23 protein-coding genes and 2 pseudogenes are annotated in these 20,887 nt (G+C 58.4%); 11 read left to right on the top strand and 14 right to left on the bottom strand.

Annotation, left to right across the window (positions count from 1 at the left end):
• Nucleotides 1-535 precede the first annotated feature (535 nt).
• The 5 genes and pseudogenes from V1279_RS24200 to V1279_RS24180 all read right to left on the bottom strand — a co-directional run bounded on the left by V1279_RS24200 (nt 536) and on the right by V1279_RS24180 (nt 5,413).
• On the bottom strand, nt 536-688 hold the full coding sequence (locus tag V1279_RS24200; protein WP_334440956.1) for an antitoxin MazE-like protein: 153 nt from the start codon (nt 686-688) through the stop codon (nt 536-538).
• Nucleotides 689-1,185: 497 nt separating this feature from the next.
• A pseudogene (locus tag V1279_RS24195) lies at nt 1,186-3,119 on the bottom strand (PrkA family serine protein kinase).
• Nucleotides 3,120-3,702: 583 nt separating this feature from the next.
• On the bottom strand, nt 3,703-3,936 hold the full coding sequence (locus tag V1279_RS24190; RefSeq protein ID WP_334440954.1) for a transporter associated domain-containing protein: 234 nt from the start codon (nt 3,934-3,936) through the stop codon (nt 3,703-3,705).
• A 500-nt stretch (nt 3,937-4,436) separates the two neighbouring features.
• The gene (gene fdxA, locus V1279_RS24185; RefSeq protein ID WP_057842664.1) at nt 4,437-4,772 is read right to left on the bottom strand and encodes a ferredoxin FdxA; all 336 of its coding nucleotides are present in this window, start codon (nt 4,770-4,772) and stop codon (nt 4,437-4,439) included.
• 38 nt (nt 4,773-4,810) lie between these two features.
• Nucleotides 4,811-5,413, bottom strand: coding sequence for a MarR family winged helix-turn-helix transcriptional regulator (locus V1279_RS24180; RefSeq protein ID WP_334440952.1), 603 nt, complete (start codon nt 5,411-5,413; stop codon nt 4,811-4,813).
• Between the two features lie 98 nt (nt 5,414-5,511).
• On the opposite strand from V1279_RS24180, the gene rpoH reads away from it, so the two are divergent.
• Complete coding sequence (rpoH, locus tag V1279_RS24175; protein WP_334440950.1) at nt 5,512-6,393, top strand: RNA polymerase sigma factor RpoH; 882 nt, start codon at nt 5,512-5,514, stop codon at nt 6,391-6,393.
• A 177-nt stretch (nt 6,394-6,570) separates the two neighbouring features.
• The gene (locus tag V1279_RS24170; RefSeq protein ID WP_247832016.1) at nt 6,571-6,807 is read left to right on the top strand and encodes a zinc-finger domain-containing protein; all 237 of its coding nucleotides are present in this window, start codon (nt 6,571-6,573) and stop codon (nt 6,805-6,807) included.
• 86 nt (nt 6,808-6,893) lie between these two features.
• Here the strand turns inward: V1279_RS24170 and V1279_RS24165 are convergent, their stop codons facing one another.
• On the bottom strand, nt 6,894-7,337 hold the full coding sequence (locus V1279_RS24165; protein ID WP_334440942.1) for a thiol-disulfide oxidoreductase DCC family protein: 444 nt from the start codon (nt 7,335-7,337) through the stop codon (nt 6,894-6,896).
• Nucleotides 7,338-7,504: 167 nt separating this feature from the next.
• Here V1279_RS24165 and V1279_RS24160 point away from each other — a divergent pair, with 167 nt between their 5' ends.
• On the top strand, nt 7,505-7,741 hold the full coding sequence (locus V1279_RS24160; protein ID WP_247508829.1) for a hypothetical protein: 237 nt from the start codon (nt 7,505-7,507) through the stop codon (nt 7,739-7,741).
• 80 nt (nt 7,742-7,821) lie between these two features.
• Entirely contained in the window at nt 7,822-8,073 is a 252-nt protein-coding gene (locus V1279_RS24155) for a DUF1488 family protein (RefSeq protein WP_334440940.1), read from the top strand.
• 543 nt (nt 8,074-8,616) lie between these two features.
• On the opposite strand, the gene V1279_RS24150 is transcribed toward V1279_RS24155, so the two are convergent.
• Together V1279_RS24150 and V1279_RS24145 are read right to left on the bottom strand one after the other, a co-directional pair.
• A complete protein-coding gene (locus V1279_RS24150) occupies nt 8,617-8,793 on the bottom strand; it encodes a hypothetical protein (protein WP_334440938.1) in 177 nt (58 codons plus the stop codon).
• Nucleotides 8,794-8,992: 199 nt separating this feature from the next.
• Nucleotides 8,993-9,295, bottom strand: a complete 303-nt coding sequence (locus V1279_RS24145; protein ID WP_213257351.1) for a hypothetical protein — start codon at nt 9,293-9,295, stop codon at nt 8,993-8,995.
• 910 nt (nt 9,296-10,205) lie between these two features.
• Between V1279_RS24145 and V1279_RS24140 the strand changes: the two genes are divergently transcribed.
• From V1279_RS24140 to V1279_RS37945, 3 genes are all read left to right on the top strand, one after another.
• Nucleotides 10,206-10,424: a hypothetical protein gene (locus V1279_RS24140; protein WP_057855775.1), complete on the top strand. Its 219-nt coding sequence runs from the start codon at nt 10,206-10,208 to the stop codon at nt 10,422-10,424.
• Between the two features lie 226 nt (nt 10,425-10,650).
• Nucleotides 10,651-11,124, top strand: coding sequence for a metallophosphoesterase family protein (locus V1279_RS24135; RefSeq protein ID WP_334446562.1), 474 nt, complete (start codon nt 10,651-10,653; stop codon nt 11,122-11,124).
• A 190-nt stretch (nt 11,125-11,314) separates the two neighbouring features.
• Nucleotides 11,315-11,425, top strand: a complete 111-nt coding sequence (locus V1279_RS37945) for a GFA family protein (RefSeq protein WP_442894910.1) — start codon at nt 11,315-11,317, stop codon at nt 11,423-11,425.
• A gap of 157 nt (nt 11,426-11,582) precedes the next feature.
• Here the strand turns inward: V1279_RS37945 and V1279_RS24130 are convergent, their stop codons facing one another.
• The 6 genes and pseudogenes from V1279_RS24130 to V1279_RS24105 form a co-directional block, all read right to left on the bottom strand.
• The gene (locus tag V1279_RS24130; protein ID WP_334440933.1) at nt 11,583-12,296 is read right to left on the bottom strand and encodes an MOSC domain-containing protein; all 714 of its coding nucleotides are present in this window, start codon (nt 12,294-12,296) and stop codon (nt 11,583-11,585) included.
• 125 nt (nt 12,297-12,421) lie between these two features.
• Nucleotides 12,422-12,508, bottom strand: a pseudogene (locus V1279_RS24125) (amino acid ABC transporter ATP-binding protein); the annotation flags it as partial.
• A 147-nt stretch (nt 12,509-12,655) separates the two neighbouring features.
• Nucleotides 12,656-13,984, bottom strand: coding sequence for an aspartate aminotransferase family protein (locus V1279_RS24120; RefSeq protein ID WP_334440931.1), 1,329 nt, complete (start codon nt 13,982-13,984; stop codon nt 12,656-12,658).
• An 86-nt stretch (nt 13,985-14,070) separates the two neighbouring features.
• Nucleotides 14,071-15,120, bottom strand: a complete 1,050-nt coding sequence (locus V1279_RS24115; protein WP_334440928.1) for a phosphotransferase enzyme family protein — start codon at nt 15,118-15,120, stop codon at nt 14,071-14,073.
• 15 nt (nt 15,121-15,135) lie between these two features.
• Nucleotides 15,136-15,804 carry a haloacid dehalogenase type II gene (locus V1279_RS24110; RefSeq protein WP_334440925.1) on the bottom strand — a complete coding sequence of 223 codons (669 nt, stop codon included), beginning with the start codon at nt 15,802-15,804 and terminating at the stop codon, nt 15,136-15,138.
• 563 nt (nt 15,805-16,367) lie between these two features.
• A complete protein-coding gene (locus tag V1279_RS24105) occupies nt 16,368-17,246 on the bottom strand; it encodes a GNAT family N-acetyltransferase (RefSeq protein ID WP_334440922.1) in 879 nt (292 codons plus the stop codon).
• A 245-nt stretch (nt 17,247-17,491) separates the two neighbouring features.
• Between V1279_RS24105 and V1279_RS24100 the strand changes: the two genes are divergently transcribed.
• The 4 genes from V1279_RS24100 (at nt 17,492) to V1279_RS24085 (ending at nt 20,832) form a co-directional block, all read left to right on the top strand.
• Entirely contained in the window at nt 17,492-17,785 is a 294-nt protein-coding gene (locus V1279_RS24100) for a hypothetical protein (protein WP_334440920.1), read from the top strand.
• 18 nt (nt 17,786-17,803) lie between these two features.
• Nucleotides 17,804-18,727, top strand: a complete 924-nt coding sequence (locus tag V1279_RS24095; protein WP_334440918.1) for a 2-hydroxyacid dehydrogenase — start codon at nt 17,804-17,806, stop codon at nt 18,725-18,727.
• A 14-nt stretch (nt 18,728-18,741) separates the two neighbouring features.
• On the top strand, nt 18,742-19,098 hold the full coding sequence (locus tag V1279_RS24090; RefSeq protein WP_334440916.1) for a cupin domain-containing protein: 357 nt from the start codon (nt 18,742-18,744) through the stop codon (nt 19,096-19,098).
• 276 nt (nt 19,099-19,374) lie between these two features.
• Nucleotides 19,375-20,832, top strand: a complete 1,458-nt coding sequence (locus tag V1279_RS24085) for an NAD-dependent succinate-semialdehyde dehydrogenase (protein ID WP_334440914.1) — start codon at nt 19,375-19,377, stop codon at nt 20,830-20,832.
• Nucleotides 20,833-20,887: the final 55 nt, after the last annotated feature.

The following is a 20,887-nucleotide window of genomic DNA, read 5'->3' as shown; positions in this document are numbered from 1 at the left end:
TCCGTAAAGCCAAGCTGCGCGCGCCATGCAATCCCCCCGTAGAGTCAATCCGCGGCCACGACGTTGACCCCTGATCAGCGCGGCGCCGCGGGCTTATTTGGATAGCGCGTGTGGGCCGTGGATCATCCCGGAAACGGTCATTTCCGGTGGCCACGGTCGCGCGCGTGGTCATCCCGGCTGCGATCAGCCGCCGGGGCCATGAGACTGGAAGCCAAGGGCTTGGCAACTTGCCTGAGAGACCGGCGGCATAGCATTCCACCTCCCGCCGCTGGTCAAGCGTGAGAGGTTGGGTGTCAAGCTCATATCGGATTTCTTCTAAGACCCTTTTGGCTTCGTCGTATTGCGCTCGACTGACCATGTCGAAAGTTTTTTCCTTGCTCACTTCGTGAGCGCCTCGATCTTCTCGGCGAAGCGGGCGGGATCTTGCTCGAACAAGGGCTTACTCGCCTACATCTCAATAATCCGGCGCGAATTGGGATTTGCAATCATCTGGCAAATCCGCGTTAGCGTGAACTGAATCCTGGGATCGTCAGGACTAAATTCCATTTGGGCCGCCGTTCGGATCGCTCGGCTCGGGTCTCTCACAATTTTCTTTAAAAAGCTGATAAGGGCCCGGAATTTGGCCGCAAATCTGGATAGGCCGCAAGCCCTGCGCCCGCAGCCTCTCGCGATGTTCCTGCACCTTCACCCGGCGTGTGTTCCATACCTGGCTCCTACTCACCTACGCTTTCCTTTGATTGAACCATCGCCCAAATCTCCGCTTCGGACCTAATGGCCCACAGGCGTGACAATGCAAATTACTGCTGTGCCATTGCGCGTGCTAGACGTACCGAAGCGATTACACGGTACGTGCCAAATCGCTTCTCTTAGGACCTGACGAACTGATCGAATGATGTTGCCTGTTGGACTTTCTGACACAGCTTTTCAGCGAACGTCCGCTTTGCGCCAAAAGCTGTCGGTCGAGGAATGTCCGGGTTGGGTGTGCGCCGTGCAAAGGCGGCGCTTTCCAGCGGGTGCAAATCCCATCCGGCAACCGCTCCAACCGGAAGCAATCGGAGCAGTCATGGAGGTAACGAAGTGGCTGAAGCCCTCGATTAGCGTGTCACAAATTGACGGTTCTCAAGGCTTTTGCTGCCCGGATTCAGGCGCCGATCGACGATGTGCATAGCCACCCTTGCATTTGCCTCAGCCGGCTTGCTTCACCCGCATGTACCATTCCACGAGGCGGCGAACCTGACGCTCGGTATAGCCGCGTCCACCATGCGCGCGACAAACTCGCCGTGCTTCCTTTCGGCATCGCCGTCCTTTTTCGAGCCAAACGAGATAACCGGAAGAAGGTCTTCGACCTGCGAAAATATCCGTTTCTCGATGACTTCTCGAATCTTTTCATAGCTGGTCCAGGACGGGTTTTTGCCGCTGTTCTGTGCCCTCGACCGCAGACGACCTCGTTGCGGAAGTCCTTCAGGTTGGTGATGCCCGCAGGCTTCTCGATCTTGGTCAGTTCCTGGTTGAGAAGGTTGCGATTGAGCATCTGGCCGGTATCGGGGTCCTTGAAGTCCTGATCTTCGATCCAGGCATCGGCATAATCCACGTAGCGATCGAACAGGTTTTGACCGTAATCCGAATAGGATTCCAGATAGGCTTTCTGGATCTCGTGGCCGATGAATTCCGCATAGCGCGGCACGAGCTCGGCCTTGATGAATTCGAGATAACGCTTTTCGACTTCCTCAGGAACCTGCTCACGGCGGATCGAATGCTCGAGCACATACATCAGATGGACGGGATCGGCGCCAAGTTCCGCGGTATCGTGATTGTAGGTCGCGGCTAGGACCTTGAATGCAAAGCGCGTCGAGACGCCGGCCATGCCTTCGTCGACGCCGGCAGCATCCTTGTATTCCTGGACGCTCCGGGCCTTCGGATCGGATTCCTTGAGGCTTTCACCATCATAGACCCGCATTTTCGCGAACAGGGTAGAGTTTTCGTGCTTGCGAAGACGTGACATCACCGAGAAGCGCGCGAGCGTTTCCAGGGTTGCCGGCGCACGCGGCGCGGAAGCGAGTTCCGATCCCTGGATAAGTTTCTCATAGATCTTCTGCTCCTCGGTCACCCGCAAGCAGTACGGCACCTTGATCACGCAGATGCGATCGATGAAGGCTTCGTTCTTTTTGTTGGCCTTGAAGCTTTGCCATTCGGCTTCGTTCGAATGCGCGAGAATGACACCGGTGAATGGAATGGCCCCGATATTCTCGGTACCGATGTAGTTGCCTTCCTGAGTCGCCGTTAACAGCGGGTGCAGCATCTTGATCGGCGCCTTGAACATCTCGACGAATTCGAGGAGCCCCTGGTTGGAGCGATTCAAGCCGCCGGAATAGCTGTAGGCATCAGGGTCGTTCTGGGCGAAGGTCTCCAGCCTGCGAATGTCGACCTTGCCGACCAGCGAGGAGATGTCCTGATTGTTCTCGTCGCCAGGCTCGGTTTTCGCGACCGCGATCTGCCGCAGGCGCGAGGGCTGGATTTTGGCGACCCGGAATCGTGAAATGTCGCTGCCGAATGCTTCCAGCCGTTTGTAGCACCACGGACTCATCGGTCCATGGAGGCGACGCCGCGGAATGCCGTACTTTTCTTCAATCATCGGCCCCAGCGATTCCGGATCGAACAAACTCAGGGGGCTCTCGAACACTGGACTGAGTTCGTCGCCGGCCTTCAGCACGTAGATGGGATGGACTTCCATCAACGATTTCAGCCGCTCCGCCAGCGACGATTTTCCACCGCCCACCGGCCCCAGCAGATAGAGAATCTGCTTGCGCTCTTCCAGACCTTGAGCTGCGTGCCGGAAGAAGCCGACGATGCGCTCGATGGTTTCTTCCATGCCATAGAATCCGGCGAAGGCGGGGTAGGCGCGGATGGTCCTGTTCAAAAAAGATACGGCCAAGGCGGGCGTCCTTGGCCGTATCAATCATTTGAGGCTCACCGATCGCAGCAAGCAGGCGCTCGGCCGCATTGGCATATCGCATCGGATCGCCTCGACACGATTCCAGATATTCCGCCATCGACATGTCGGTTTCGCTTCGAACCTCAAAGGACCGAGCGAAAGCATTGAACAGAGAATCGGCGTACATGATCCCTCTCCTCAAACTGCTGGAACGCGCGGCAAAGTCCGACGGCCGACCGAACAGATCGTCCGACTGCCGGAATCAGTTAGGATCGCGCGGCATCAATTAGTCAGCGACTTGCTGCTTGGCCGTGGACGCGCGAAAATCCCGGGGTGGTTATCTTATGGCCCGAGCAAATCTAATCGACGTAGGCCGCCCTAGCCGCGATCATTTTTGGCCTTCGGGCGCTTCGACCCGTTCTCCGCGCTGGGCTGCGTGTTGCGGACGGCCTCGGTCAGCATCTGGCGCAGCTCAGCCTTCGTCTTCGGCGGCTCCCGCGTAAAGCCAGATTTTTGCCATTGGGTCACGGTGACTATGTGGGGATGCCCGAGGGAGAAGTAAATGTCACTGGGGCCGCAAAATCAGGGGCAGCCGACATCAATTATTTTGAGGATAATCCACGTCCGCTCCGGAGCGCTTAACGGACTCAACTGAGACATCGCGCTACGTCCGAAATGTGCCAAACTCAGAAGTCATCCCACTGGGGACCAGTGTAGGTGTCGCAGACCGGTTTGATCAAGATCACCTTGGCAGGCGAGCGCGACAAGGTTCACTCCGATACTCTTGAGACACGTAGCTTGTTGATCCGTTGGCGGTCCATGTCGGCGATCTCGAAGCGCCATCCCTCCCAGACGAACTGATCGCCAACGACGGGTATTCTGCCGAGTAGAAAGACCGCGAAGCCTGCAATGGTGTGGTAGTCGCCGCCCTCGGGCCAATCGCCTGTGGCTCCGAGACGCCTACCGCAGCCAGCCGGAGGCTGAAACCGAGGAGATCTGACCACGAGGGCGCGAGCTGGACTAGTCCCGCGCCGCCCGACCCCGCCGGTTCACGCCGGCGGGCCTTACTTCGGTGGGTGCAAATCGCCTTGAAGCCAGCGTCCAAGGCCCTTGGACTTCATGGGGTCTTCAAACGCGGCAAAGCTCGTAAGTACCTGATTGCAGACAGCGCATTCAAACGTTTGCAAGTCGACGCCCCGGGCGCGTGCTGGCTCGATGCTGACGAGCATCATCGGGGCCTTGCACTTCGGACAGGCGGGGCGCTCAATTGCAGCGAATGGAATGACGGACGACAGGCGTTGAGATTGGGGCATGATGCTTCCCTCGAACAGGCGGGAGCGCAACACTCTCTGTCACCGGTAATGCCTAGGAGGCGCAGCGGTGATTGTCGGAGTATACGCCTCCAGGGACCTCAAACGCGAGTTAATTCGCAGATATTTGGAAGGAAGGTAAGCGCCTCGCGGAAATTGCGAAGGCGAATGTTGCGGCGCGGGCGCTGTTCGCCTCAATCACCCGCGCCGGGATTTGGCGAGAAGTATGGAAGTTTGTCCGGCTTCCCCTCCCACTCCTTAGAGTCGGGCGGGGGCGCTTTTTTGACCGTAATATTTGGCCAGATTTTCGCGTATTCCGCATTCAGCGACAGCCATTTCTCAAGCCCCGGCTCGGTGTCAGGCTGGATCGCGTCGACCGGGCATTCCGGCACGCAGACCCCGCAATCGATGCATTCGTCCGGGTGGATGACGAGCATGTTCTCGCCCTCGTAGAAGCAGTCTACGGGGCACACGTCGACGCAGTCCATGATTTTGCAGCGAATACAGCTCTCGTTGACGACGAAGGTCAATTAAGCGTCCTTTCAGCAGATCACAGCGGCGACCTCATTCATGGTGTCGGCCTGTCCTCGCGGTGCTCGTTCATTGGTTGAAAATGGACGCACAGAAGACCTATGTCCTCTGGCTGAATCGGAACACCGAGGAGCAGGCATTCAGCGGCCGAGGGGTCCGTGCTCGGCAGGTTGCCGCACATCTCTCTGCCGAAGTACGTGCAGTCCTGGCAAACACCGAAGCGCCGATGCGCACCACTCGTAGCTAGAGTGGACAGCACTTGGTGCAGGGCGCGACGCATCGCAGTTCGCTCTGTCGCGTCGAGCGAATCCACGGCGCGCACCAGAACCTCGAACGGATCGCGTGCATTCGCTTTTTTGCCCTTGCTCGTCAGTCGCAGACTTACGCTTCGCCCGTCCGTCTTGAATGGCTGTCGGACCAAGTACCCACCCGCTTCAAGCGCCTTAATGGCTTGTGTTGCGGTGCCGCGGGTTGTCGCTTGAAATTCCGCGAATGCCGACGGGGTCCGCGAGAACGGGTTGGCACGGGCGAAGAAGCGGAGCGCCATCCATTGGGCCGGACTGAGTTCGCCGTCATAGCCCTCAGCTTGTACCAGCCGTCCCACCTGCAGCAGGAGCTCTGCCGTTTCGCGCGCTGACATGTTTGCCTCTTCGCGAAATATAATAGCGTTTCGAAATTAACTTGACAACCGATCGGATGCAGATAATTTTGTTTCGAAACTAGTTTGAGGGCTTGATCATGGCCCGCAACGCGGCCGAACCCGGCCTCACCCATTATCTTGAGGAAATCCAGCGGTTCCCGATGTTGGAGCGCCAGGAAGAATACATGCTCGCGAAGCGCTGGCGGGAGCGCGGCGATCGCAACGCGGCGCACAAGCTGGTCACCAGCCATCTGCGGCTCGTGACCAAGATCGCCAGGGACTATCGCGGCTACGGCCTGCCTATCTCCGAGGCGATCTCCGAGGGCAATGTCGGCCTGATGCAAGCGGTCGAGCGCTTCGAGCCGGAGAAGGGCTTCCGGTTCGCCACCTACGCCGTATGGTGGATCAAGGCGGCGATCCAGGAGTGCATCCTGCGCTCGTGGTCGCTGGTGAAGATGGGCACCACGGCCAACCAGAAGAAGGTGTTCTTCAACCTCCGCAAGGCCCAGAGCAAAATCTCCATCCTCGACGATGGCGATATGCGGCTCGACCAGGTGAAGGTCATCGCCCGGCGGATCGGCGTCACCGAAACGGACGTGATTTACATGAACCGGCGGCTTGGCGGCGACGCCTCGCTCAATGCCGCGATCCGCGAGGACGGCGATTCCGGCGAGTGGCAGGACTGGCTGGTGGACGAATCCCCGGACCAGGAGACGACGCTCGCCGCGAGCGAGGAGTTCGATAACCGCCGCAAGATGTTGTCCGATGCGCTCGCCGTGCTCAACAAGCGCGAGCGGCGCATCTTCGAGACGCGCCGGCTCGCCGAGCAACAGATCACGCTCGTGAAGCTGGCCGAGGAATTCGGCGTCTCGCGCGAGCGCGTACGCCAGATCGAGGTGAGCGCCTTCGAGAAGGTGCAGAACGCAGTGAAGCACCGCGTCGCGGCGATGGCGACCCCGGCGCCTCTGCAATTGCGTTAGCTTTCAACCCTCTCCTGTGGGAGAAACTGACGATGGACGCGTCGCTATGGATGCGTTTTACGGCAACCGAACGACGCGAGAGGGGCGCCGCTTACCGGGTGCTGATCGAGCCCTCGCTCGACGATCCACGCACGGCACTTTACATCATCGATCGGGCGCCTAGGCCGCGCGTTGCAGATGGAATGTTATCCGACGTTTCATAATGAAGTCGGGGTGCCGATCGTGCGCATTGGCTGCCGCGAGTTCAAGTGTATTGGGGATAAACCGCCGCAAGATCACCCACACATCTACCTCAAGATGGTCGATGCCAGTGAGATCGTCTGCCCCTATTGCTCTACACTATTCCGCTTCGATCCGAGCTTGGGCGCATACGAAGCTGATCCGGCAGATTGTGCTTACGGTAATAGGGACTGAGTTGAAAAGCAGCAACCTGCTTCCTTCGTCATGCCGGCCGCAGCCAACCAGCGCCAGGCGCCATCGTCCCGCAGTCTCGGCGCGGTTCATGATGGCCACGAACGATCCGAATTCGGCAGGATGCAAGCGTCGCGACGGCCAAACCAGCGATAGCGGTTGCGCGCGACCAAATCATAGATCGCGTCGCGGATCACCCGTCGGATGAATTGGAAGACCCATGTCCACTGCCAGCGCGGAAGCTCGCGCGCAATGCGCAGCACGGCTTCGGATTTTACATAGGCCTGGCCGCTCGCCAAGAAGGCAAAGGAATCCGGGTGATCAGGATCGATGCGGATCTGCTCAGCGAGCGGACGTCCCTCGGCCAACTGGATCGGAACGAAGCGAAAATAGCCGCGGCGATCACGTTTGCTCACGAAGCGGCAGCCGCGAGAGCATAGGACGCATACGCCGTCGAACAGGATCAGGCCGTGCGGCGAGCTGATGCCGCCAGGACTTTCTGGGTCAACGACGATTGACTGCTCCGCCTGCATGGAACAAGCAAACACCCGCGGGGACGGCCGGCGCAACAGGGGTGGTCGTCCCTTAGAGCCTGTCTCGAAATGGCTGCCGACATCACTGATGACCGGGTCCCAGCTTGAGCTTGAGCGGTAACAGCGCCACCTCCGAGAGGTCGATATCCCGAAGCCGGAGAAGCTTGATGGAGGAGATGCCGCGTAAATCCGCAGCCGAACTTGAGGCCGAGTGCCTTCGGCTTCTGGCGATGGATCCGCACACGCGAGGCATTAAGCGCGTCGAGATAATTCGCACGTACCCTAAAGGCACGGGGCCGAATTGGACCTACGGCGCGCTTGATCCGATGCCGACGCGCGCGGGCGTGGCCATTGCCCAAACGCTTATCGCGTCGGTCTATGGAAGATGGGCGCTGGCAGATTAATGCGCTCATGCAGCCCTCGCTTGTAGGGGGCCGGATAAACCACCATATGTTAGTCTCACCCCCGTCTGAGGACCATTCTCATGGTTGTTGCTGGCGGCGATTACGTCCATTTCGTTGTGGAGTACGGCGGCAAAATCGAAAAGTGCCGGGTAACGGAGACTGCCCTTCTGAACAGAGAGCGTATGAGCAGAAAGGACGCAGGCCATGCACAGCTCATCGCTATCTTTGTAAGGCACCGAGCCGAGATCGAACATCTCGCTCTCGCGAAGTTGCAGCGGGAGGGGCACTCTGACCGCGGTGTTGTAGTGACCACTGAGGATCTGAACCCTTGATGCAGGCTGGCTGTTCGACGCCCTCGCTTGCGCAAGCGACAACGTGGCCACTAGCTGTTGAGCGGCGATAACGTGAAAACGGAGAACCCGTATGAACGTTTGGGGTGCTTGTCGGTCATTTGCCTTCCGCAATCCTCAGCCTGCCAGCGTTCGTTAGTCGAAGTCCGCCCGACAATTCCTGTATGTACCCTAGTTGGATCAATCGGTCTTTGTGTTCGGCTGGGATTGTGTGGTGCATCAAACCTTAGCGCAGTCCCGCAACGAGACGAATTCTTCGTGGGTCAAAGGCGCAGACAAATCGGGGTTCATTTTCCAAATATGCGCCTCCGGCGCTGCCGTTCAAGCCAGTCATCCTGCCACAATCAAACTCCTACTACCGGGCTTTCCGTCCGGACGTTTGACAAGTTCGAATGAGGGAACGTGGGTGCTTTTCCACCACGACTCTAGCGCAGCCCCGCAGGCCGTGCAGACCGCGTTACCCGTATGCGGTACCGATGGCAAACTGAGCAGCGTCGAGTTGGGGATCATTCCATTTCTTAGAACTCATTTAGTTTTCCCCTGCCAGCCCTCGGAATGTTTGGCGATCCACTCGTCGGCCTGTTGTTCGGTGGCGAAACCCTTGACTACCTCCGTCTCGCCATCGGGCCAAAGAACATCGACCACCCAGCCAAATCCGGGATTACCTTTTCGCGCCACGAAAGCGGGTCGGTATTCGGACATCTCGGGAATATGCGCCTACGGCGCGCCGGTTCAAGCCGGTCGTCCGACAACAATCAAACCGACCGACCGCAACCTGCGGTCGATGGCAATAGTGCACCTGCGAAAAGCCGCTCGTGAGGGCTTGGCTACTGCGCGTCCGGTGGTATTCGCGGCGTCAGCTGGCCGCTTCTGGATCTCGCAAGAGCGCCAGGGGGTGATCTCATGGTTTGAATTTATCGTTTTCCGCCGCGATATCGTCGTCGGGAGCCTCTTCGGCGGCCACCAATTCCTGGGCAAGGCCGCGCCGAAAATCACGCTCCGCTGTTTCCATCAGCCCGGCCACCAAATCTTCCGGCACTCCGTCGATCGCAGCATCTTGATAGACTTCGGCGTCGACTGAATAAGTGAAGCCAGTTGCCGGGATGCCCTCGACGAAAATGCGAACCTTCCAGCCGTTTAACGTTGGGATCGCGCGAACTTCGTAGACCTTGCCGCCGTGTTCGAAGGTCGTAGCCTTATGCATCGCACTCTCCAACTGCCATGGCGGGCCCCGCGCAACCGCACAAAACTACCCGGCGGGGAATGCCAAATCAGCAAATCAGGCGGGCTTTTTGCCCAAGGATCTAACCCCGTCGGTCGACGGCAGTCCCAATTTCCTGCGTAGATCAGGGAGCGAGCTCTCTCCAAAATCCGGAAGGCTGATCAGTGTCTCGTCCGATATCTCGCGCACCTCGCCAACGGTTTTCAGGTCGGCTGCTCGGAGGGGCGGGAGCGCAACACTCTCTGTCACCGGTAATGCCTGGAAGGCGGAGCGGTGATTGTTTGATTATGCGCCGCCAGAGCCCAAACGCGAGTTAATTCGCCGATATGTGGAAGGAAAGGTCGGCACCCGCCCGCCGGTTCGCGCCCGAAGATTTCTTAATTAGCCGCGCGGCCGGCCTGCACCGCCCGGCATCACCTGGACGATGGAAGGTGAGAGCTGGCGCCCAACTCCGCCGCAGCCGGGTCCTTGCCCTGCTCTTCTGGCGTGGGATCGCGGTCCGGCTTCTGCCCCGTCGCGATATCCAGATGGATTTGGCGTCATTGGGCGTCCTAGCTGGACGGGCAATGAATCGATATCGAGGAACCCAAGCGGAGTTCCAGTTCTCGATAGTTGCACCGCACACGGCGCATTCAAAGCTGCTGATCTCGCGCTCCTCAACAATGTGCTCGCTGCGGTCGTAAACCGCGCCGCATTTACAAGTGCGATGATTGGATTCTGACATGCCCCCAACATGCGCTTCGGACTGTCGTTTTCGAGCTAACAACCCTGCCATAATCAAACTGACCCACCCGCGTGGGGTTGATCCTTGGGGCGGTCCAATCGTGTACCGCCCTATTTTCATGTGTGCTAACCTAGTTGGGTAGCAAAATGGTAGCAGGAAAAGCAGATCATGACTGACGATCAGGTCAATCTCGTCGTTCAGCACCTTTGCGAGCAACTGCACTTGGCGCTCCGATTGAAGGGCAGCGAGGCACATCCACCAAACGCCAAGGATATTGGATTCGATCCTGCCTCTGTAAGAACTGTATTGCTGACCGGGTTGCGTTCGGCGGGTGTCACGATCCACCACGAGGCAGCCGGGGCGAGCGAAGAGCCGCCGTGGTCCTAAACGCAAAACGCGGGACAGAAACCCCGCGCCAATGTCTCAGTTGGGTCACAATGCGACCTCACCGGAGTGGCAGCTCTTGGCGCGAAGCGGACCCCGAGAGCACGCCGGGGGTTATTGGCGCAGTAGTGGGAAGGCGACGACACGACTGAGACTGGCTACTGCGTATTCACCAGACATAGGTCGTTCCTAAATCTTCAAACGGCCGTTCGGACGATCAGGACCACGCATCGTGCTTAGAATCGGGGTCATCTCGGATACACACGGGATCCTGCGTCCCGAAGCCGAGCAACGGCTGGCCGGGATGGCCCATATCATCCATGCCGGCGACATCGGCCGCCCTGAGGTCATCGACAGACTCCGCCAGATTGCGCCTGTTATCGCCATTAGGGGGAACGTCGACAATGGGCCGTGGGCGAAAAATTATCCTGATACAGAGACGGTCAGGCTTGGCGACCACGCGATCTATATCCTTCATGACATCCACGACCTGCAACTCGATCCGGCGGCATGTGGGATCAACGTGGTTATTTCCGGCCATTCACATCAGCCGCTGATTGAGACCACGGGTGGGGTGCTCTATCTCAATCCTGGAAGTGCTGGGCCACGCCGTTTCAACCTGCCTATCACGCTGGCGACGTTGGATTTGAGCGCAAGCGGTCCCAGGGCACTGCTTCATCATTTAATCGGCGGTAGTGGATAAGTGCAGGCAGGCGCGCGGTCGACTACCCCTCTGCGCTTTGCGTGAACGGGGCCAGTTCGTCCGGCCAAACCGGACTCCAGGACCGGCAGCTCTTGGCGCGAAGCGGCCGTTCACGGGTACTAGTGACCGGGCAGGGGAATGAAAAATTGATGGTTCTTATCATTGCGACCAGAACAGCTATTAGGCGGACATAAATTCCTATGTCGTTATTTGTCACTGCACCGACTGTAAGACCATTTCTGGCGCACCTTACCGAGTCACCGTTCCGGTAAAGGCAATGAACTTCAAATTTCTTGGATAACCGAAGACTGTTACTAAGGACTGCCGACAGCGGCAGCAAAACGTGTGCTGGCGCTCTGTGCTGTTTGCGGTACGCCAATCATTCGACGACCGTAGTATTTTGGTCTTCGTCTCGGGGCGGTTACGCAACCTGCGCAACAAGAATTCGATATCATAGCCTACGCAACGGCGACCATCGCATCGGTTGTCACGTGGCCGGGAAACACGACGTCGCAATAAATCCCGAAATCACGACCGTGACGCTGGACCACTCTGCGCAGGATTTCGACGTCTACCGGCAAGCGATCCTGCTCAATCGTGATGAAGCCACAGCGTCCGCAAGGCCTCTTGCCCCGCAGCACAACCTCTCCGATCCTGATCTCCCGGCCGATCCAGTCTTTTTCAGGCACCGTCTCGTCCTCATCCGGCCAGTCGACAAGAATGTTCGGACGGAAGCGGCGCGTGTCGATGACGCTGTCGGGCAATTCTCGGCTAAGGCTGCGCAGTGCAGCCGTGGTCAAGAGGTGGATCGGAGCGTGCTCGTAGCGAGGGCGGAAACCGCCCGATCCGATGGGGTCGAACGGCTTCAGCATTGGCTTGAAGCCGAAGGTCGTCGACAAGGCTTCGCGCATCGAGGCGTCCTCCGGTCCAGCCCAACTTCTGCCGTCGGCCGAAACGGCGACGCCGCCATCAGCGATCCTAACATGCGCGCGCGGCACGCCGATGAAGTGCTTTTCCCGTCCAGGGGAGGCGATGCGGCCGGTTGCTTCATCGAGCACTCCCCAGATCCGGTCGCCGGCAATGCCGCCTGCCTCGACGCGAGCCACGGTGAGCTGTTCGCCTGCCATGGAGCTCACCGGATAGCGCCAGAGTTCTGCGACCTTACCCTTCATAGGCTCTCGAGCCTCTGGAGGCGCTCGTCAGGCGCTGCTCGCCATGCTGCTCCGCGCGCGGGCTCGGTCCGGATGCGATCCTATTCGACGAGTCGACTTCCGCACTGGACCCCGAACTGGTCGCTGGCGATCGCGACGGGTTGCCGCTGGCCGCCCGAGAGCTGGGCGGGAAAAGAATCCGCCTTCTCAGCGAGACCCACGCGAACCAGCAACCCGCGCGTGTGCCCCAACGCCTGCATTTTGGAAAATCTCGGCTGTTTTGAACGACATCAACTTGAACGGGCATTGCAATAACTCTCCGAATTTTTGCTCCGGTGGCCCTGTACTAAGGCTTGGCCACCTGCTCGCAGGTAGGCGGTCTAGCCTGCGACGCTGATGAGCGCGCGCTCCATGGATGCAAGGAAGAGGTCAACATGTTCGGCTTGGCAAACGAGCGGAGGGCGCACTTTAAGTGAATCCTCGTTGGCCCCTGTCGTGCTCACAAGCACGCCGTCGTCCCGCATTGCGTTCACCACATCCAGAGCCATTGCACGCCGGCCTGCCGCCGGCGAACCTTCAAGCCCAATGTCGACGCCAAAAAATAGACCAGCGTTTCGGATTGCGCGAACTGAGTAAGGCTGCATCGCGATTTTCTCCAGCCCGGCTCGGAGACGCTGGCTCATGGCAAGCGCTTTTTGGGGGATTTGGTCCCGCTGCAGGATCGTTAGCACGGCGTCTGCCGTCGCTATTCCAACTGTATTTCCAGCGAATGTGTTTGAGTAGCGAGAGGTGCCACCAAATTGGTTCATCGGTGCTCTGCGACCAACGACAGCGCCAATTGGAAATCCATTGCCCATCGGCTTCCCGAGGGTGACAAGATCCGGAACAATCCTGTGCCGCTCAAAGCCCCACATATGAACGCCAGTTCGCCCAAAGCCCGGTTGAACTTCGTCGGCGATGACGAGACCACCTGCCTCCCGCACTGCCGCAGCTCCACTGGCGATGAAGCCAGGAGGATCGACCCATACGCCATCGCTGGAAAAAATACTGTCGATGAGCAGGGCCGCAACGCCAATGCCACGACGGTCCAGATCCATAATGGCCGAACGAATCTGGGCCTCGAAAAAGTCCGCAGCTTGCGATTCCGGCACGCCTGCTGGCCCCGGTAGGGACACCATGCGCACGAATGGGCTGAGCTTGACTGCGTCGCCCAAGTTCGGGGAAACCGCGGCGGTGGCCGCACTAGTGCCGTGATACGCATAGGTTGACACAATCACGCCTTCGTTTCCACTAGCAAATCGCGCGATACGCAAGGCCAAATCGTTGGATTCACTCCCCGTGCAAGTAAAAACCACACGGTCGAGCTCGTTAGGAAACGTATCGACCAATCGCTCAGCATAGTCGACAAGTTTTGGCTCGAGATAGCGCGTGTTGGCGCTTATCCGGCCTGCCTGCGCAGCCATTGCGGCGTTTATCTCTGGGTGGCAATGGCCGAGAGACGGCACGTTGTTATAGAAATCAAGATAGGCCCGCCCGTCAGGATCGTAGAGCCACATGCCTTCGCCGCGAACGAAGTGCAGGGGGCGGCGGTACTGGAGCCGATAAGAGGCCCCAAGAACTTCGTCACGGCGAGCAATCAGCTCGGACTCGCGCCTGGGAAGGTTGGATTCGCCGGGTCTGTAGCGATTTGGCATGAGATCTGTGGACATGTGCTTCTGCCTGCTTGAACGAATACCTTGATCAATTCGCGGTTCTTCTTTTGGCGACTGTGCCGGTCGAGCGAACCGAAATGGCGTTACGGCTGAAACGACGACATTGCCGCTCGGACTGCCGCCTCGCCCGATGTGACACCAAGAGGTGTTAGAATAGAAAGGCCGTGCTCGGCACGCGCGACATTCTTTTTGATGTACTGGGCGTCGGCCGGAAAAAGGTGGGAGCGCCAGTAGTTGACCAAGATCAATGCGCTTTGTCGTGCCCGCATCAGTCCCACGAGCAATCTTGCTTCCAGCGCCGAAAGTGTAGTGACCGAGGCATAGCCGGCAATAAGATGTTCGGCCCCACCCAAAGGAAGGGTCGGATCCTTTACGACGTGACTTGCTGCGATCGCTAGATCCTGGATTCGAGGGCCCCAGCAGCCATCGCCAAAATCGATGAAACCCATTCCCTGGCCAGTCACCATCACATTGAATGGGCTGGGATCATTATGAGTTACCTGCCACGCCACATTCGAGATTTGAGGCTCAACAAACTCGACATACTCCCCCATCGCGACGCGAACGCCATCGGCAATTTTCCGGCATGGCAGGTATTGCTCTAGTTCCGTCGTCAACCTCGACCAGCAACCGATGTGCCAAAGAACGGGGCGGTCGGCCGCGGGCACGCTGACCAGATCAAGAGTCAAGTGCAACCGGGCCAGAGCGATGCCTGTTCGAAAAAGCAGGTCGGGAGTTGGCATCGCTTGGTGCAGCGGAATGCCTTCAATCCGGGTCTGCAAGTACCCGCATACTCCCTCTTGCTCAAACATCAACGCGCCGGTGTTCGTGCGGAGCACTTCGGGTGCGGCGAAGCCCGCGGCCCCTTGTAATCCGGCTATAGCGGCGGCTTGGAAACGAAAGCTGTCGACCGCTTCCGGTCTGGTCGACGTCTTCAGGATTAATCGGCGGCCCTCCGACAGGTTGACCTCAACGGTGCGCTCGACCTCAGAGGATAATGTCGCGATCGATCCCGTTAATCCGTAGTGGCGCTTAAGTAGCGCCGCCGACATGTCCGGTTCGGAAGAGCCCGGCTGCATGGCCAAGATTGCAGCGGCAGCGCGAAAATAGGCTTCGGTGTTCTGCAGGGCCAAGTCCATCCTCGCCCCTCAGAGTCCGAAAACGCCTGGTAGCTCGGTCACATCGGAGATTTCCGTGTACTCGTAGTAGGGGTTGGTTGGCTCATGGCGGCGATTAACCCAGACCTTGTTCTTGATCCCCAGATCATAGGCGGACATCAGGTCGTAGCGGAAAGACGAGGAAACGTGAGTTATGTCCTCTGGGCCACATCCCAGCATGTCGAACATATATTCGAACGCTTTGAAGTGTGGCTTATAGGCACGCGCCTGTTCAGCGGTATAGACGGCATGAAATGGCGCGCCGAGCTTTGCCACGTTCGACGGAATTTGGGCCGTCGTGGCGTTCGAAAGGATGACCAGCGGAATTTCCTTGGCTAGTTTAGCCAATCCCTCGGGTGCGTCCTGATGCGGTCCCCAGGTCGGGATGCGGTTGTAGATCGTTTCAGCGTCTTCGGCACGGAATGCGACGTTGTTGCGGCGGCAGGTGCGCTCCAGTGAGTTGTGAACGACATCTGCAAAAGGCTTCCAGTCCTGCATCACCTCGTCGAGGCGGTAGGCTGAGAAATTCTTGATGAATTCGTCCATGCGCGGCCCATCCAGAAGATGACCGAACAGATCCCTGGCGGCTTCCGCCATTTGGAAATTGATTAGCGTGCCGTAGCAATCAAACGTCACGTATTTCGGCCGGTAGCGATCCATGTCCTTGGTTCCTGTCAATTTGCCTTATCAGCCAAGCATAGCCGCAGGCGCTTGGCAGAATGTGCCGCAATGCATGGTCATTCAGCAGAAGGCCCACCGGTCGACCGCAAAACCAGCACGACCTTTCGCAGTGCTGTCTCTTTCGCGCCTCCTGAGCCGAACCGACCTTTAGGGCGCTCACCCTGTCTGCTGCGTCGAGCCGCCAACGGGGTGGACGATCGAGGTCGCGAACGCTGCCCCAGACCAAGCGGGTGCTGCGCGTTCGGGAGAAGACTTTCCGCAGTGATGTCAGGCGCTAGAGCATCCGACATACCCGACGCAGCCGGCAGCATCACCTGTCTTGTTCTGTCGCAAGCAAGCCACTCTCCTGCCTTCGAGCAATGCCGGTGGAGTCGCGGCCCAGGCAAAGTGCCCAGGATATTGTTGACAACAGAAGCGAGGTTCTCATCCGAAAACCCGAACTGATTTTCAAATCATTCGGTCGGCGCGTGCCGACCAGTTACTCGCTGCCGACAAAATTCGCCTATTGTTTGCTGCGCGTCTCTCGTTTCCGCTTTACGACTTCAGCTCACCGCATGACCGGCCAATCCGTAGACCCACGGCTCGTTTTCCTTTCGGTTAAGAAATCGCTTCCCCTTGGACATGGTTGTGACCGTCTCGCTTATCCCGAGGCGGCTCTGCTGAAGATAGTCAGCGAATAGACCCGTCTGCTCTCGCGTATCGACGCGGGCGAACCGTCCCGTAAGCTCCTTAAGATGCACGGCCGTGAGATGGATCGCGTCACAATCATTGCTGGCGACGATGGGACCGATCACGTGGCCACGCCCGAACTCGCGCTTCATGGAGTAGCCGACGATCTCGCCGCCGCGGCTTAGCGTGCAGATTGACGCACCTTCCGAAAGCAATGCAAGCAGCTTCTGGCGGCTAGTTCCGAACGCGCGCTCGTCCAGCGCTGCGATCTCCTTAAGATCTTCGGCTGACGGCGACATCAATTCGCCATCCAGAACTGGCACCGCCGGAAGGGACGATGCGACCTCACCCTGCCACAGATACACGACCGCTTCCTTCATGAAGCCCAGCGAAAGATAAAGATGATAGGCGGCATCGGTCGAGTTCAGGGTCAAATTCCGATTGCCGCACCGTTCGAACACCTGTTCCATCAGCCATCGGCCGGTACCTTGTGCTTGGGTGCGCGGCGATGTGAGTACCAGGCCGATGGTGGCGAACTTGCGCCCGTGCGGGAACCACATCGCGCTTCCGAAAACGCGCCCGATGCCGTCGACGGCGACGATGCCCTGACCGGCGCGGCGCAGGAAATCCCAGTCCTTTGGCCGATGCGGCCAGCCAACCGCAAGCGAGAGAGCGTGGAGCAGCTTCACATCAACCTCGCGAATGTCGCGGGCGACCAATTCGAAGGACTTCAGACGTACCGATCGTCCCATTTCAGCTCATCCGTTTCTTTGCGAATGCCCAAGGTGTCCGGCATATCGTGCCGTTGATCCTTCGGCCACATTGCTGCAGCCGAAGCGTCTCGCCCCATCATCGCACGGAAACTCAGCAGGTTTCGCCTGTTTAGGGGCAGTCTTCGAAATCTTCAGCCTATAGCGCAACGCTATTCGGCAGGGAAAGCTCCTGCTTGCGGTTACGGTGTCGATATCCGGCGAGTTGGGCGGGGCAGAGCGGCGCCATGACTGTTGAAGAAATCCTTGCGAGGCTAGTCGCGCTTCCAACCGTCGCGGGCCACGAGGCAATTGTCAATTGGGTCGCGTGGCGCTGCCAGGCACCAGGAGCCGAGGTGGCAATCATTCCAGATCTTGAAGGTGATCGGTCCAACCGGATGGTCATTATTGGGCCGCGCGAGGCCGGGGGCTACTTTCCTTCCGGACATATGGATGTCGTGCCGACGAGCGAGCCGGAATGGAGCGGAGCCTCCTCGTACCAAAGAATCATTGAGGATCTCGGTCCGCGCTTTGCCGCGTGACACGTGAAAGGTGCATCGATGGCATTTCTGTTCAATTCCGATGCTGCCAGGGGAGCAGTCTTCCGCCAGGTCTTTGCGCGCGAGCTCCCCAACCTGGAATTCTACCACTGTAGTGAAAATATCGACCCGGACAAGGTGAGATACCTCCTGACATGGAACGTGCCGGACGAGGTCTCGCGTTTTCGTAATCTGGAAGTGCTCTTTTCTATCGGTGCAGGGGTTGATCAGTTCAAGCCGGAGACCGTACCCGGCCATGTGAAGCTGGTTCGCATGGTCGAGGATGGCATCATACGCATGATGCAGGAATACGTCGTCCTTGGCGTGCTGGCGCTCCATCGCGAGATGCTCGCATATCGGGAGCAGCAGAGAAGGGGCATGTGGCAAGCTCTTACCAGTTCGCAGACGACGGAACGCCGCGTGGGTTTCCTGGGCCTTGGCATGCTGGCGCATGCGGCAATCGACCGCCTCAAACCCTTTGGATTTCCTCTTGCCGCATGGAGCCGCAGCAAAAAGGTGGTCGAGGGGGTGACCTGCTTTCACGGCGAAGATCAGCTTGCCGGCTTTCTGATGGAGACGGATATTCTGGTCTGTCTCCTGCCGCTGACGGAGCAGACCCGCGGCATTCTGAACGCAAAGCTATTCTCGTTCTTGCCGATGGGAGCGCGACTGCTGCATGTTGGCCGCGGCCCACAGCTTGACCAGACCGCACTCATCGAGGCGCTCGACGGCGGCCGCCTTGCAGCAGCTATGCTCGACGTCACCGACCCCGAGCCGCTGCCGGAAGGCCATGCGCTCTGGTCGCACCCGAAGGTGATGATAACGCCGCATATTGCCTCCGTGACGCAACCGCATACGGCAGCACTATCCGTCATAGAAAACATCCGGCGCCACCGCGCCGGGAAAAATCCGATCGGCCTTGTCGATCGAACACTCGGCTACTAACCAGGGATAATGCCATGTCACTTCTGATTACTATCGACACCAATCCGGACTTCGCACCAACGAACGCTTTGCCTATTCCGGAACGACTCATTTCGGGCAATCCATCCTTCAAGACCTGGGCGCAGGACGCTTCGAAAGGCGAGAAGGTACTGACCGGCGTCTGGGAAGCAACGCCCGGCGAGACCCATTCCATCAAGGGCACCACCTACGAGTTTTGCCACATCATCTCGGGTCTCATCGAAATTGAGGAAAAGGATGGTGAGACGAAGACTTACCGCGCCGGCGACAGCTTTGTGATGAAGCCGGGTTTTGTCGGCGTCTGGCGCACGATCGAGACCGTGCGAAAGATCTACGTCTGCGCTTATGACTGAGCACAAAGCTCAGAGCGGTCCAAATATATGGCCCGCCAGAACAATCGACTTTCCAAGCCGCGCCTGACCCGATTCAACGCCGTCAGGCAGTTCATTCTCGATGAAAAATGCGGCGTTCGATCCTGTATTGCTCGGATGAGACGATTCTATCTCACCAATCGCAAATCCAACAGCGTGCGCGTCGAACTCACGTCGAGCAGACTCGCTCGTGGACAAGGAACATGAAGCGATTACGCATCGCAGTGATCGCGGGGTTGACCCCGAAGGGAAAAGAACATGAATGCATTGAAGGACAGAGACCTGTTTCGCCAGCAGGCGTTGATCGGCGGCAACTGGCGGGATGCGAACGCGAAAGCGACCGTCGATGTCATCGATCCTGCCAGTCAGCAAGTTCTTGGCACCATTCCGGATATGGGCCGCGACGAGACCAGGGCTGCAATTGACGCTGCGGCCGATGCTTTCAAGCGCTGGAAAAAGAAGACTCATGCAGAGCGTGCAGCGCTCTTGGAGCGATGGCATGAGCTCATGCTGCACCATGAACAGGATTTGGCACTTTTGCTGACGCTGGAGCAAGGCAAGCCACTTGCTGAATCGCTCGGAGAAATTCGCTATGGGGCATCCTTCGTAAAATGGTTTGCGGAAGAGGCACGCAGGATCAATGGATCGACTATCCCTTCACCCACTGTCGACCGCCGCATTTTGGTACTGAAAGAAGCGGTGGGCATCTGCGGGATTATCACCCCCTGGAATTTCCCTAACGCCATGATTACGCGCAAGGTGGCACCTGCGCTGGCTGCGGGCTGCACCGTGGTCATCAAGCCATCTGAATTTACGCCTTTTTCGGCGCTCGCGATCGGCGTTCTGGCGGAGCGGGCAGGAATTCCGGCGGGCGTCATCAATATCGTGACTGGCATGCCGGCGGAAATCGGCAACGAGCTGATGGCCAATGAAACCGTACGCAAGATCTCGTTTACCGGATCGACTCGCGTAGGCGCATTGCTGATGAAAGGCGCCGCCGACAACATCAAGAAGCTCAGTCTTGAACTCGGTGGTAATGCACCATTCATCGTCTTTGACGATGCCGATGTCGACCTGGCGGTTGAGGGGGCGATTGCGTCGAAGTTCCGCAATGGTGGACAGACCTGCGTCTGCTGCAATCGCATCCTCGTTCAATCAGGCATTTACGACGCTTTTGCAGAAAAGCTCGCCAGCCGGGTCGCGAAAATGAAGGTCGGCGCCGGCACGGAAGAGGGGGTCGCAATAGGGCCGATGATCAATGGCGCGGCGATAGAAAAGATCAAGCGGCACGTCTCAGACGCCTTGGATAAAGGCGCGAGGATCATCTCGCAGAGTGAAGGTGTGCCGGAAGGTCGGCAATATGCCCGCCCCGTCGTGCTCGGTGGCGCAACGACCGAGATGCTCTTGGCTTCAGAAGAGACTTTCGGACCGGTCGCTCCGCTTTTCCGCTTCAAGACCGAGGACGAGGCGATTGCGATCGCAAACGGCACGCCATTCGGCCTTGCTGCCTATTTCTACACGGAAAACCTCAAGCGCTCATGGCGTGTTGCCGAGGCGCTGGAATTCGGAATGGTAGGCTTGAACACCGGCTCGATCTCAACCGAGGTTGCGCCTTTCGGCGGAGTAAAGCAGTCGGGACTGGGGCGTGAAGGATCTCAGCTCGGGATAGAAGAATATCTCGAGATCAAAACGCTTCATGTCGGCGGGCTGGAATAAGGGCCGCTTCCCGGTTTTGCACGAGTAATCGTCGGGTTTTTTCGATTTTGCGGCG

It is taken from the genome of Bradyrhizobium sp. AZCC 1610, assembly GCF_036924515.1.
In the GTDB taxonomy this organism is placed as follows: domain Bacteria; phylum Pseudomonadota; class Alphaproteobacteria; order Rhizobiales; family Xanthobacteraceae; genus Bradyrhizobium.
This window is presented reverse-complemented; position numbering and strand designations above follow the sequence as displayed.

What these genes read in the sequence shown, in the direction of transcription:
- V1279_RS24180 (WP_334440952.1), bottom strand. Translation starts at nt 5,413, where the DNA reads ATGTCAGCGCGCGAAACGGCAGAGCTCCTGCTGCAGGTGGGACGGCTG.
- rpoH (WP_334440950.1), top strand. Translation starts at nt 5,512, where the DNA reads ATGGCCCGCAACGCGGCCGAACCCGGCCTCACCCATTATCTTGAGGAA.
- V1279_RS24170 (WP_247832016.1), top strand. Translation starts at nt 6,571, where the DNA reads ATGGAATGTTATCCGACGTTTCATAATGAAGTCGGGGTGCCGATCGTG.
- V1279_RS24165 (WP_334440942.1), bottom strand. Translation starts at nt 7,337, where the DNA reads ATGCAGGCGGAGCAGTCAATCGTCGTTGACCCAGAAAGTCCTGGCGGC.
- V1279_RS24160 (WP_247508829.1), top strand. Translation starts at nt 7,505, where the DNA reads ATGGAGGAGATGCCGCGTAAATCCGCAGCCGAACTTGAGGCCGAGTGC.
- V1279_RS24155 (WP_334440940.1), top strand. Translation starts at nt 7,822, where the DNA reads ATGGTTGTTGCTGGCGGCGATTACGTCCATTTCGTTGTGGAGTACGGC.
- V1279_RS24150 (WP_334440938.1), bottom strand. Translation starts at nt 8,793, where the DNA reads ATGTCCGAATACCGACCCGCTTTCGTGGCGCGAAAAGGTAATCCCGGA.
- V1279_RS24145 (WP_213257351.1), bottom strand. Translation starts at nt 9,295, where the DNA reads ATGCATAAGGCTACGACCTTCGAACACGGCGGCAAGGTCTACGAAGTT.
- V1279_RS24140 (WP_057855775.1), top strand. Translation starts at nt 10,206, where the DNA reads ATGACTGACGATCAGGTCAATCTCGTCGTTCAGCACCTTTGCGAGCAA.
- V1279_RS24130 (WP_334440933.1), bottom strand. Translation starts at nt 12,296, where the DNA reads ATGAAGGGTAAGGTCGCAGAACTCTGGCGCTATCCGGTGAGCTCCATG.
- V1279_RS24120 (WP_334440931.1), bottom strand. Translation starts at nt 13,984, where the DNA reads ATGTCCACAGATCTCATGCCAAATCGCTACAGACCCGGCGAATCCAAC.
- V1279_RS24110 (WP_334440925.1), bottom strand. Translation starts at nt 15,804, where the DNA reads ATGGATCGCTACCGGCCGAAATACGTGACGTTTGATTGCTACGGCACG.
- V1279_RS24105 (WP_334440922.1), bottom strand. Translation starts at nt 17,246, where the DNA reads ATGGGACGATCGGTACGTCTGAAGTCCTTCGAATTGGTCGCCCGCGAC.
- V1279_RS24100 (WP_334440920.1), top strand. Translation starts at nt 17,492, where the DNA reads ATGACTGTTGAAGAAATCCTTGCGAGGCTAGTCGCGCTTCCAACCGTC.
- V1279_RS24095 (WP_334440918.1), top strand. Translation starts at nt 17,804, where the DNA reads ATGGCATTTCTGTTCAATTCCGATGCTGCCAGGGGAGCAGTCTTCCGC.
- V1279_RS24090 (WP_334440916.1), top strand. Translation starts at nt 18,742, where the DNA reads ATGTCACTTCTGATTACTATCGACACCAATCCGGACTTCGCACCAACG.
- V1279_RS24085 (WP_334440914.1), top strand. Translation starts at nt 19,375, where the DNA reads ATGAATGCATTGAAGGACAGAGACCTGTTTCGCCAGCAGGCGTTGATC.